The sequence below is a fragment of the Streptomyces sp. NPDC126497 genome (genome assembly GCF_040302425.1).
Classification (GTDB): Bacteria; Actinomycetota; Actinomycetes; order Streptomycetales; family Streptomycetaceae; genus Streptomyces.
The window spans coordinates 214,956-227,071 of record NZ_JBEORT010000003.1; the positions used below are offsets into that span (position 1 = coordinate 214,956).

The following is a 12,116-nucleotide window of genomic DNA, read 5'->3' on the forward strand; positions in this document are numbered from 1 at the left end:
CATGGCGTGGAACAACCTCGGCAGCGCCCTGCGGAGCGTGGGCCGGACGGAAGAGGCGATTGGCGCGCACAACCGGGCCCGTGACCTGTTCCAGGCTGCGGGAGACCGCCACCGCGAGGGCAGGACGTGGAACAACCTCGGCCTCACCCTGGAAAAGGCGGGCCGGGTGGAGGAAGCGATCAAGGCCTACGACAAGTGCCTGGAGCTCTACTGGGAATTCAAGGACTGGTACGGCACCGGGCAGACCCTCCACAACCTGGCCCTCGCACATGAGGCCGCCTACCGCCCCGTTGAGGCCCGCACCGCCTACCTTCAAGCCGCCGACGCCTTCACCCGAGCCGACGCCCCCACCGAAGCCGCCCGGGTCCGCGCCCGCGCCGCCGAACTGGACGCCCCCTCCCCCTAACGCCCCTTCTCCGCTCCCCGGACCCACCGGTACTGCAGTTCCGGCCGCCCCACCGTCCCGTACTGCGGGCGGCGGGCCGCGCGGCCGGCGTCCACCAGGTGCTCCAGATAGCGGCGGGCGGTGATGCGGGAGATGCCGACCGCCTCCGCGACACCGGCGGCCGTCAGACCCTCGTCGGCGTCCCGGAGGGTCACGGTCACCCGCTCCAGCGTCGGCGCGCTGAGCCCCTTCGGCAGGGCGGCCGGTCCCGGGGCCCGCAGTGTCGCCAGCGCCCGGTCCACCTCGGCCTGTCCGCTGGCCTCGCCCACCGCCGCGCGGAACTCGGCGTAGCGCACCAGCCGGTCCCGCAGGGTCGCGAACGTGAACGGCTTCAGGACGTACTGCACGACCCCCAGCGACACCCCCTCCCGCACCACCGCCAGGTCCCGCGCCGACGTCACCGCGATCACGTCGGCGTGGTGGCCGCCGGCCCGCAGCGAGCGCGCCAGCTGGAGTCCGTGCACGTCCGGCAGGTGCAGGTCGAGGAGGAGCAGGTCGACGGGGGTCCGCTCCAGCGCCCGGCGGGCCTCCGCCCCGGTGTGCGCCTTGCCGACGGCGACGAACCCGGGCACCCGCCCGACGTACATCACATGGGCGTCGGCGGCCACCGGGTCGTCCTCGACCACCAGCACCCTGATGGGCTCCCCGGCCATCCCGCTCATGCGGCGCCCCCCGCGCTCCGCGCGACCGCGGCGTCCCTGAGCGGCAGCCGCGCCTCGAACACCGCGCCGCCCCCGTCCGCGGAGGTCACCGACAGGGTCCCGCCGTGCCGGCCCACCGCCTGCCGGACGAGTGCCAGGCCCAGCCCCCGCCCGCCCGGCCCGGCCGGCTTGGTCGTGAAGCCGCGCCGGAAGACCGCCTCCGCGTGGTCCGGGTCCACCCCGGGGCCGGTGTCGCAGACCCGCAGGATCAGCTCCGAGCAGTCCTCCTCCGTCAGCGCCGTCACCGTCACCCGCGGGCGCAGCCCGCCCTGTGCCGCGTCCACGGCGTTGTCGATCAGGTTGCCGAGGATGGTGACCAGGTCCCGGGCGGGCAGGGTGTCCGGGAGCAGGCCGTCGTCCAGGCGGCTGTCGTCCGACACCACCAGCTCCACGCCCCGCTCGTTGGCCTGGGCGGTCTTGCCCAGCAGCAGCGCCGCCAGCACCGGCTCGCTCACCGCCGCCACCACCTGGTCGGTGAGCGCCTGCGCCAGTTCCAGCTCGGCGGTCGCGAAGTCCACCGCCTCCTCGGCCCGGCCCAGCTCGATCAGCGAGACCACGGTGTGCAGCCGGTTCGCCGCCTCGTGCGCCTGCGACCGCAGCGCCTGGGTGAAGCCGCGCTCGGAGTCCAGCTCGCCCATCAGCGACTGGAGCTCGGTGACGTCCCGCAGGGTCACCACCGAGCCGCGCCGCTGGCCTCCGGTGACCGGTGAGGTGTTCACCACCAGCACCCGGTCCGCCGTCAGGTGCACCTCGTCCACCCGGGGCTCGGAGGCCAGCAGCGCACCCGTCAGCGGTGTGGGCAGCCCCAGCTCCGCCACCGACCTGCCCACCACGTCCTCCTCCGGCGTCACGCCCAGCAGCTCCCGGCCGCCGTCGTTGATCAGCGCCACCCTGTACTGCCCGTCCAGCATCAGCAGTCCCTCGCGCACGGCGTGGAGCGCGGCCTGATGGTAGTCGTGCATGTGGCTGAGCTCGGTCGCGTTCATGCCGTGGGTGTGCCGGCGCAGCCGCGCGTTGATGACGTACGTGCCGATCGCGCCGAGCCCGAGGGCGCCGGCCGCGACCGCGAGCAGCGCCGTGAGCTGTCCCCGGGCGCGCTGGCTGATCTCCTCGACCCTTATGCCGGCGCTGACCAGGCCGGTGATCCGGTCGCCGTCCCGGACCGGGGTGACCGCCCGGACCGACGGGCCGAGGGTGCCGGTGTAGGTCTCGGTGAAGGTGCGGCCCCGGAGCGCCGGGGCGGTGTTGCCCTGGAAGACCAGGCCGATCTGGTCCGGGTCGGGATGGGTCCAGCGGATGCCCCGGGGATCCATGATCGTGACGAAGTCGACGTCGGTGTCGCGCACCACCTCCAGCGCGTACGGCTGGAGCCGGGCCGAGGGGGCGGAGGAGCGGATCGCCTGCCGTACGGAAGGGGAGTCGGCGATCGAGCGGGCCACCGCGGTGACCTGGCGGCCCGCCGCCTCCTCGGCCTGGCTGCGGTTGCTGACGTACGTGAACAGCGCGTACCCCGCCACGACCACCGCGATGAGCACGGCCTGCATGGCGAAGAGCTGGCCCGCGAGGCTGCGGGGCCGGGGGAGGGGGAGGCGCATGCCGCCAGTCTGCCTCCGGGGCCCGCGGTGAACTAAATGAACGGAAGGGTGACCGCGCTCACAGGGCGCGGCATAGTCGCGGCGTTCCCCTGTGGCCCGTCCCGCGGCTTCGTCATGATCCGCCGGGCAGGCCCCAACCCCATCCCCCGGACGTGAGCCGCACGCCGGTGATGCCGATGACGTCGTCAAGGAGGGCCGCCGTGACCAGCACATCCGCTACGGCACCTGCCGAGCCCAAGGCCAAGCGGGACCGCACGCACTATCTCTACATCGCGGTGATCATCGCGGTCGCCCTCGGCATCGCCGTCGGTCTGCTCGCCCCCGACTTCGCCACCGGGCTGAAGCCGCTCGGCACCGGCTTCGTGAACCTGATCAAGATGATGATCTCGCCGATCATCTTCTGCACGATCGTGCTGGGCATCGGTTCGGTGCGCAAGGCCGCCAAGGTCGGCGCGGTCGGCGGCATCGCCCTGGGCTACTTCATGGTGATGTCGGTCGTCGCCCTCGCCATCGGCCTGGTCGTCGGCAACATCCTGGACCCGGGCACCGGCCTCGCGGTCACCGACGCCGTCAAGGAGACCGGCCAGGCGCAGGTCGACGCGGAGGCCAAGGACACCACCGAGTTCCTGCTGGGCATCATCCCGACCACGATCGTCTCCGCGTTCACCGCCGGCGAGGTGCTGCAGACCCTGCTGGTCGCCCTGCTCTGCGGCTTCGCCCTGCAGGCCATGGGCTCCGCCGGGCAGCCCGTCCTGCGCGGCATCGAGCACATCCAGCGGCTGGTCTTCCGCGTCCTGGCGATGATCATGTGGGCGGCCCCGATCGGCGCCTTCGGCGCCATCGCCGCGGTCACCGGCTCGGCCGGCGTCGACGCGCTCAAGAGCCTGGCCGTGCTGATGCTCGGCTTCTACGTCACCTGCGTCCTGTTCATCTTCCTGGTGCTGGGCACGATGCTGCGCGTCATCGCCGGGGTGAACGTCTTCTCGCTCTTCAAGTACCTGGGCCGCGAGTTCCTGCTGATCCTCTCCACCTCCTCGTCGGAGTCGGCGCTGCCGCGCCTCATCGCCAAGATGGAGCACCTGGGCGTCAGCAAGCCAGTGGTCGGCATCACCGTCCCGACCGGCTACTCCTTCAACCTCGACGGCACCATGATCTACATGACCATGGCCTCGCTGTTCATCGCCGACGCCATGGGCACGCCGATGTCGATCGGCGAGCAGATCCCGCTGCTGCTCTTCCTGCTGGTGGCCTCCAAGGGCGCCGCCGGTGTCTCCGGCGCCGGTCTCGCCACGCTGGCCGGCGGCCTCCAGTCGCACAAGCCGGCCCTGGTGGACGGCATCGGCCTCATCGTCGGCATCGACCGCTTCATGAGCGAGGCCCGCGCCCTCACCAACTTCGCGGGCAACGCCGTCGCCACCGTCCTGATCGGCACCTGGACCAAGGAGATCGACCGGGCCCGGGTGGACGAGGTGCTCGCCGGCCGGGCGCCGTTCGACGAGAAGACGCTCCTGGACGACGGCCACGGCGGCGACGCCGACGGCTTTGGCGCCGAGCTGTCCGAGAAGGACGGCGAGAAGGAGCTGGCCAAGGCCTGAGGGCCGACGCCGCACCCCCACAGACCCGGGCGGCTGGGACACTCCCCCCGTTGCTCAGCCGCCCGGTCGCCGGAGGCCCGCCGCCCGTATCCGGGCCTCCGCAGCCGCCGAGCGGCCAGGCTCCGCCCCCGTGAGCCGGGCCGCTCGGCTTCCTCCGTCCCGCACGCCCTTGCCTTGACGCCGACGTCAAGGCTTACGTTCGTCCGCATGCGAATCGGCGAGCTGGCCGCACGGGCCGGGACCACCACGCGGGCGCTGCGGTACTACGAGTCACGCGGGCTGCTGTCCGCGCGGCGGACGGCCAACGGACACCGGACCTACGACGAGGGCGATCTGAGGCTGCTGCGGCAGATCCGCACGCTCCGGGACTTCGGGTTCGACCTGGAGGAGACCCGGCCCTTCGTGGAGTGCCTGCGGGCCGGGCACCCCGAGGGCGACTCCTGCCCCGCCTCGCTCCAGGTCTACCGGCGCAAGCTGGACGAGCTGGACGCGCTCATCGGCGAGCTGCGGGCCGTACGGGCGAAGGTCGGGCAGCAGCTGGCGCGGGCGGAGTCGGCGCGGGACGGGCTGGCCGCCGAGGCGGCGGTTCCGGGCGGCCCGGAACCGGTGTGCGAACTGGGAGGGGAGCTGCGATGAGCGGGGCGAGCGGTGTGCCCGAGGTGACCGACGCGGACTTCGAGGAGGAGGTGATCGGTTCGGAGCTGCCGGTGCTGGTGGAGTTCACGGCCGACTGGTGCCCGCCGTGCCGGCAGATGGCGCCGGTGCTGAGCGCGCTGGCCGCCGAGGAGGAGGGCCGGCTGAAGGTCGTCCAGCTGAACGTGGACGCCAATCCCGACACGACCAACGCCTACAAGGTGCTGTCGATGCCGACCTTCATGGTGTTCCGCGACGGGGAGCCGCTGCGGTCGATGGTGGGGGCCAGGACGAGGCGGCGGCTGCTCGAGGAGCTGTCGGACGTGCTCTGACCCGGTACGCGGTACGAGAAAACCCCCGGCAATTGCGCGCGGGGGTTTTCTTTGCGTATATTCATTGATTCGCGACTTGCTTTTCGAAGAAGTCGCGGTGAAGTTCGATGACCACAGTATATCCGGGCGGGAGCGGAATTGTCAAACACCGAATTTCCGGACGACGAAATGCGGCGGGAACAGCAATTCGTCGACGGACTGTACGCACGCGTGGACGCCCTGCGCGGCGACGCCGAGGTGTCCGTCTCGGAGGCGCTCGCCCAGGGCCACACCCCCCGGCAGGCCCGGCTGGAGCGGGACATCCTCGTCGCCGAGCGGTCCGGGCTGCTCGCCGCGCTGAACGCGGTGGACGGTTCCCTCTGCTTCGGCCGGATCGACCTCACCTCCGGCGCCACCCACCACATCGGACGGATCGGCCTGCGCGCCGACGACGCCGAACGCACCCCCGTCCTCATCGACTGGCGGGCCGAGGTCGCCCGCCCGTTCTACCTGGCCACCGGCCACACCACGATGGGGCTCAGGCGCCGCCGGCACATCTCCACCGAGGGCCGCCGGGTCACCGCCCTGCACGACGAGATCCTCGACCTCGGCGACGAGACCCGCACCGGCCACGAGGACCCGGCCGGCGACGCCGTGCTGCTCGCCGCGCTGAACTCGGCGCGCACCGGCCGCATGGGCGACATCGTGCGCACCATCCAGGCCGACCAGGACCGCATCATCCGCGCCCCGCACCGCGGGGTCCTGGTGGTCGAGGGCGGGCCCGGCACCGGCAAGACCGCCGTCGCCCTGCACCGCGCCGCCTACCTCCTCTACGAGCACCGCGAGCTGCTGGCCCGCCGCGCCGTCCTGATCGTCGGCCCCAACCCGGCGTTCCTCGGCTACATCGGCGAGGTGCTGCCCAGCCTCGGCGAGACCGGCGTGCTCCTGGCGACCGTGGGCGAGCTGTACCCCGGGGTGCGGACCACCCGGACCGACACCCCCGAGGCCGCCGCCGTCAAGGGCCGCGCCGAGATGGCCGGCGTCCTCGCCGACGTCGTGCGCGACCGGCAGGCGCTGCCCGACCCGGTGATCGCCATCGAGCACGACCGCGAGGTCCTGATGCTCGACGACGGCCTGGTGAACGTCGCCCGCGAGCGCACCCGCGCCGCCAAGCTGCCGCACAACGTGGCCCGCGAGCACTTCGAGGGCCACATCCTCAACGCGCTCACCGACATGGTCGCCGAACGCATCGGCACCGACCCCTACGACGGTTCCAACCTGCTCGACCCCAGCGACATCACCCAGATCCGCGACGAACTCGCCGACAACCCCGAGGTCTGGTCCGCCATCGACCGGCTGTGGCCCCGCATCACCCCGCAGCGCCTGGTCGCCGACTTCCTCGCCGCCCCCGAGGGGTACCTCTCCGACGAGGACGCCGCCGCGGTCCGCCGCCCGGTCACCCGGCACTGGACCGTCTCCGACGTGCCCCTGCTCGACGAGGCCGCCGAACTCCTCGGCGAGGACGACCGCCTCGAACGCGCCCGGGCCGAACGCGAGCGGCAGACGCAGATCGCCTTCGCGCAGGGCGTGCTGGACGTCTCGTACGCCTCCCGCACCTACGAGTTCGAGGACAAGGAGGAGGACGACCCGGACTCCTCCGAGGTGCTGTCCGCGCACGACATCATCGACGCCGAACGCTTCGCCGAGCGGCACGAGGAGGACGACCACCGCAGCGCCGCCGAACGCGCCGCCGCCGACCGGACCTGGGCGTTCGGGCACATCATCGTCGACGAGGCGCAGGAGCTCTCCCCGATGGCGTGGCGGCTGCTGATGCGGCGCAGCCCCGCCCGCTCGATGACCCTGGTCGGCGACCCGGCGCAGACCTCGGAGGCGGGCGGCGTCGGCTCCTGGGCGGACATCCTCACCCCGTTCGTCGAGGACCGCTGGGAGCACACCCGGCTCGGCGTCAACTACCGCACCCCCGCCGAGATCATGGACGTCGCCGCGGCCGTGGTGCGCGCCGAGCACCCCGGCTTCGAGCCGCCCGGCTCGGTGCGCTCCACGGGCGTACGACCCTGGGCCCGCGCCACCGACGACCTGCCCGGCGCCGTCGCCGGGGCGGTCGCGGAGCTCACCCCCGAGGAGGGCCGCCTCGCCGTCATCGCCCCGCGCGCGCTGCACCGCGCCCTGGCAGCCCGCCTCGAGGGGGTGACGGCGGGTGCCGAGCCCGACCTGTCGCACACCGTGGTGCTGCTCGACCCGCGCCAGGCCAAGGGGCTGGAGTTCGACTCGGTCCTCGTGGTCGAGCCGGCCCGCTACGGCACCAGCGACCTGTACGTGGCGCTCACCCGCGCCACCCAGCGGCTCGGCGTCCTGCACGCCGAGCCGCTGCCGGGGCCGCTGGCCGACGCCCTGGACTGAACGGGGGCCCGGGGGTCAGGCCGGGCGCAGCCACACCGTCGCCAGGGGCGGCAGGGTCAGCCGGATGCTCGCCGGGAACCCGTGCCGCCCCTGCGGCTCGGGCTTGACCGGGCCCGGACCGGTGACGTCACCGCCGCCGTAGCGGCCGGCGTCGGTGTTCACCACCTCGTGCCAGGCGGGCACGTCGTCGGGGACCCCGATCCGGTAGTCCTCCCGGACCACCGGGGCGAAGTGGGACACCGCGAGCAGTGGGGAGCCGTCGGAGTCGTACCGCAGGAAGGCGAGCACGTTGTCCTCGGCCGCGTCCCCGGTCACCCACCGGAATCCGGACGGCTCGGTGTCGCCCCGCCACAGCGCGGGGGTGTGCCGGTACACGGTGTTGAGGTCGCGCACCAGGTCGCGCACCCCGCGGTGGTCGGCCTCCGCGCCGTAGTGCGGGTCGAGCAGCCACCAGTCCGGGCCGTGTGCCTCCGACCACTCCGCGCCCTGCGCGAACTCCTGCCCCATGAACAGCAGTTGCTTGCCCGGGTGGGCCCACATGAAGCCCAGGTAGGCCCGCAGGTTGGCGCGCTGCTGCCACCAGTCCCCGGGCATCTTCGACACCAGGGACCGCTTGCCGTGCACCACCTCGTCGTGGGAGATCGGCAGCACGTAGTTCTCGCTGTAGGCGTACACCATCGAGAACGTCATCTCGCCGTGGTGGTGGCGGCGGTGGACCGGGTCGTGGCTCATGTACTGGAGCGAGTCGTGCATCCAGCCCATGTTCCACTTCAGCCCGAACCCGAGCCCGCCGAAGCCGCTGGGACCCTTGTGGTGGGTGGCCCGGGTGACGCCGTCCCAGGCCGTGGACTCCTCCGCGATCGTCACGACCCCCGGCACCCTGCGGTACACGGTCGCGTTCATCTCCTGGAGGAACGCCACCGCGTCCAGGTTCTCCCGGCCGCCGTGCTCGTTCGGCGTCCACCGGCCCGGCTCGCGCGAGTAGTCGAGGTAGAGCATCGAGGCGACCGCGTCCACCCGCAGCCCGTCGATGTGGAACTCCTCGCACCAGTAGAGGGCGTTGGCCACCAGGAAGTTGCGCACCTCGCGCCGGCCGAAGTCGAACTCCAGGGTGCCCCAGTCGGGGTGCGCGGCGCGCAGCGGATCCTCGTGCTCGTACAGCGGCCGCCCGTCGAACTCGGCCAGCGCCCACTCGTCGCGCGGGAAGTGCGCCGGCACCCAGTCCATGATCACGCCGATGCCGGCCCGGTGCAGGGCGTCGACCAGGTACCGGAAGTCGTCGGGGGTGCCGAGGCGGGCCGTGGGCGCGTAGAACCCGGTGACCTGGTAGCCCCAGGAACCGCCGAACGGGTGCTCGGCGACCGGCATCAGCTCCACGTGGGTGAAGCCGAGGTCCTTGACGTAGGCGGGGAGCTGCTCGGCGAGCTGCCGGTACGTCAGCCCCGGCCGCCAGGACGGCAGGTGCACCTCGTACACCGAGAACGGCGCCCGGTGCGCGGGCGCCTCGGCCCGGCGCTCCAGCCACTCGGCGTCGCCCCACTCGTACGCCGAGGACGTGACGATCGACGACGTCGCCGGCGGGACCTCCGTACGGCGGGCCATCGGGTCGGCGCGCAGGGTCTTCGAACCGTCGGGACGGGTGATCTCGAACTTGTACAGCTCGCCCTCCCCGACCCCCGGCACGAACAGCTCCCACACCCCCGTCGAGCCCAGCGACCGCATGGGGAAGCCGGTGCCGTCCCAGAAGTTGAAGGTGCCGGCCACCCGCACCCCGCGCGCGTTCGGCGCCCACACCGAGAACCGGGTGCCGGTCACGCCCTGGTGGGTCATCGGGTGCGCGCCGAGGACCGTCCACAGCTCCTCGTGCCGGCCCTCGCCGATCAGGTGCAGGTCGAGCTCGCCGAGCGTGGGCAGGAAGCGGTACGCGTCCTCCGTCTCGTGCACCGTCCCCTCGTAGGTGACGAGCAGCCGGTACGCCGGGACCTCGCCCAGCGGCAGCAGCCCCGAGAAGAAGCCGTCGCCGTCGTCGTGCAGCTCGACGGTCAGGCCCCCGGAGACGACGGTCACCGCGCGGGCGTACGGCCTCAGCGCCCGGAAGACGACCCCGCCGGGCACCGGGTGCGCGCCGAGCACGGAGTGCGGGGCGTGGTGCGTCCCGCTCAGCAGCCGCTCCCGGTCGGCGGCGTCCACGGCGGGGGAGACGGCGATCTCCATCTCGGGCGGGGCGGGCTGCGGGACGGGGGCGTCCCGCCCGGCCCCCCTCGGCGCCGGGGTCCTCCCGGCCGGGCCCTCGGCCGCCGCCTTCCCGGCCGTCCTCCTCACCGCGGCCTTCTTGGCCGCCGCCTTCTTCACCGCGGTCTTCGGGGCCGCCGTCTTCTTGGCCGCCACGCTCTTCACCGCGGTCTTCTTCGCCGCCGTCTTCTCGGCCGTGGCCTTCTTCGACGCCGCGGCGGTCTTCCTCGCGGCGGTCTTCTTCGCCGGCTCGGCTGCCGCGGGCCGTCGCTCGGCCGGCTGCTCCGGGTGCGGACCGCTGGACTCGGGACGGGGGGTCACGGGCGAAGCCTCCTGGACGCGGGTCGGATGGGTCAGATCAGGTCGGTCGAGGCGAGCCGGCGCACGGCGGCCAGCGGCACGGGCAGCCACTCGGGGCGGTGCCGGGCCTCGTAGACCACTTCGTAGACCGCCTTGTCGGTCTCGTACGCGCGCAGCAGCACCGGATCGGTGCGCGGGTCCCGGCCGGCCGCCTCCGCGTAGCCGGAGCAGTACGCCGCCCTGCACCGCACGGCCCAGTCCGGCTGCGGCGGGGCCACCGAACGCGCCGCGTAGTCGAAGGACCGCAGCATGCCGGCCACGTCCCGCACCGCCGGCTGCGGCATCCGCCGCTCGGCCAGCGGGCGGGCCGGTTCCCCCTCGAAGTCGATCAGCGACCACCTGCCGGCGGGGGAGCGCAGGCACTGCCCGAGGTGCAGGTCCCCGTGGACCCGCTGGGCGGTCCAGGTGCGGCCCTCGGCGGCCAGGTCGTCCAGCGCCGTGAACGCCGAACGCAGCCCGTCCGCGTACGGCCGCAGCCCGGGCACCGCGTGCACGGCCGACTCGAGCCGCTCGGTCATGCCGGTGACCAGGGTGCGGAGCTGGGCGTGCCCCAGCGTGACCGTGGGCAGCGCGCGGGCCAGCGCGGTGTGCACCTCGGCGGTGGCCCGCCCCAGGGCCCGCGCCTCGGCGACGAAGTCCTCGCCCTTGGCCAGCTCCCGCAGCGCCAGCTCCCAGCCGTCCGTCGCCCCCTGCACGAACGGCTGCAGCACCCCCAGGACGTACGGCTCGGCCGACGGCGGACCGGGCACCGCCTCACCGGGCTCCGCGACCAGCCAGGCCGTCGGCGGCGGCACCCGGGGACAGCCCTCGCGGGCCAGTGCCAGCGGCAGCTCCAGATCGGGGTTGGTCCCGGGCAGCACCCGGCGCAGCAGCTTCAGGACGAACGTGTCCCCGTAGACGACCGACGAGTTCGACTGCTCGACGGTCATCAGGCGCGGCACCAGACCGGACCGGATCTCCTGGCGCGGGTCCCGCTCGAAGCGGAGCCCGCCGATCCGGGCCTGGGTGCGCAGCGCCTCCAGGAGCAGTTCGGCGGGCCGGGTGTCGTGCAGGGCCTCGTAGACCGTCCGTCCGGCCAGCGGGCCCCGCGTCACATGACCGATCAGCGCGGGCGCGAGCCGGGGCGGCAACGCCTCGCGCACGCCTATGAGCAGCTGGTAGCAGTCGCCGGGCTGCTCGGGGCCGCCGTGACCCGGCTGGAGCGGCTGGTGCGTGCGCACCAGCAGGTGGTACAGGCCGAGCTTGGCGGTGGGCGGCAGCAGTTCGGTGGCCGCGACCAGGGAGAACCCGGTGACCGGGCGGCCCTTGCCCGCGAACCAGCGCTGCCGCGGCAGCCACTCCCTCAGCAGTGGATCCAGTGACGCAAGGAGGCCGGGCGGGGTCGTGACGGTGCGTGTGACGGCTTCCGACATGGCGTCGCGTCCTTTCCCCTGTTTCGGCGCGCCCACGGGGGTGCCGCCGGTGGGCGGGGTGTTACTCATGCGTGCCCCGGGCGGAGCGGTGGAAACCGCCCCGCCCCGGGTTCTACGCGGCGTCCTTGCGGAGCCGGAACCAGTAGAAGCCGTGCCCCCCGAGGGTCAGCAGGTACGGCAGCTCACCGACGGCCGGGAAGCGCACCCCGCCGAACAGCTCGACCGGATGCCGTCCCCCGAAGGCGCTGAGATCGAGCTCGGTGGGCTGTGCGAAGCGGGAGAAGTTGTTCACGCACAGCACCAGGTCGTCCTCGTACTCGCGCAGGAAGGCGAGGACGGCCGGGTTGGAGGACGGCAGCTCGGTGTAGGAGCCGAGGCCGAACGCCGGGTTCTGCTTGCGGATCTCGATCA

Annotated in this window: 10 protein-coding genes; 5 read left to right on the forward strand and 5 right to left on the reverse strand. The window is 73.2% G+C overall.

The features are described from left to right. Positions 1-406, forward strand: a 406-nt coding sequence (locus ABTY20_RS03445) for a tetratricopeptide repeat protein (protein WP_351995333.1), incomplete at its 5' end; no start/stop codon positions are given. Here the strand turns inward: ABTY20_RS03445 and ABTY20_RS03450 are convergent. Together ABTY20_RS03450 and ABTY20_RS03455 are read right to left on the reverse strand one after the other, a co-directional pair. Continuing rightward, complete coding sequence (locus tag ABTY20_RS03450; RefSeq protein ID WP_502991732.1) at positions 403-1,098, reverse strand: response regulator; 696 nt, start codon at positions 1,096-1,098, stop codon at positions 403-405. The two genes, ABTY20_RS03445 and ABTY20_RS03450, sit on opposite strands and share 4 nt — an antisense overlap. 5 nt (positions 1,099-1,103) lie before the next feature. Then, entirely contained in the window at positions 1,104-2,741 is a 1,638-nt protein-coding gene (locus ABTY20_RS03455; protein ID WP_351995335.1) for a sensor histidine kinase, read from the reverse strand. A 200-nt stretch (positions 2,742-2,941) separates the two neighbouring features. On the opposite strand from ABTY20_RS03455, the gene ABTY20_RS03460 reads away from it, so the two are divergent. The 4 genes from ABTY20_RS03460 to ABTY20_RS03475 all read left to right on the forward strand — a co-directional run bounded on the left by ABTY20_RS03460 (position 2,942) and on the right by ABTY20_RS03475 (position 7,701). Continuing rightward, entirely contained in the window at positions 2,942-4,336 is a 1,395-nt protein-coding gene (locus ABTY20_RS03460) for a cation:dicarboxylate symporter family transporter (RefSeq protein ID WP_351995336.1), read from the forward strand. A gap of 207 nt (positions 4,337-4,543) precedes the next feature. Beyond that, positions 4,544-4,972, forward strand: a complete 429-nt coding sequence (locus ABTY20_RS03465) for a MerR family transcriptional regulator (protein ID WP_351995337.1) — start codon at positions 4,544-4,546, stop codon at positions 4,970-4,972. Beyond that, a complete protein-coding gene (locus tag ABTY20_RS03470; RefSeq protein WP_351995338.1) occupies positions 4,969-5,301 on the forward strand; it encodes a thioredoxin family protein in 333 nt (110 codons plus the stop codon). Before ABTY20_RS03465 ends, ABTY20_RS03470 begins: the two co-directional genes overlap by 4 nt. 168 nt (positions 5,302-5,469) lie before the next feature. Further along, positions 5,470-7,701, forward strand: a complete 2,232-nt coding sequence (locus ABTY20_RS03475) for a HelD family protein (RefSeq protein ID WP_351995352.1) — start codon at positions 5,470-5,472, stop codon at positions 7,699-7,701. A 15-nt stretch (positions 7,702-7,716) separates the two neighbouring features. Here the strand turns inward: ABTY20_RS03475 and glgB are convergent, their stop codons facing one another. From glgB to ABTY20_RS03490, 3 genes are all read right to left on the reverse strand, one after another. Then, positions 7,717-10,254 carry a 1,4-alpha-glucan branching enzyme gene (gene glgB / locus ABTY20_RS03480; RefSeq protein ID WP_351995339.1) on the reverse strand — a complete coding sequence of 846 codons (2,538 nt, stop codon included), beginning with the start codon at positions 10,252-10,254 and terminating at the stop codon, positions 7,717-7,719. A gap of 32 nt (positions 10,255-10,286) precedes the next feature. Beyond that, positions 10,287-11,705 carry a maltokinase N-terminal cap-like domain-containing protein gene (locus ABTY20_RS03485; protein ID WP_351995340.1) on the reverse strand — a complete coding sequence of 473 codons (1,419 nt, stop codon included), beginning with the start codon at positions 11,703-11,705 and terminating at the stop codon, positions 10,287-10,289. Between the two features lie 112 nt (positions 11,706-11,817). Further along, on the reverse strand, positions 11,818-12,116 hold a 299-nt coding region (locus ABTY20_RS03490), incomplete at its 5' end, for an alpha-glucosidase C-terminal domain-containing protein (protein ID WP_351995341.1).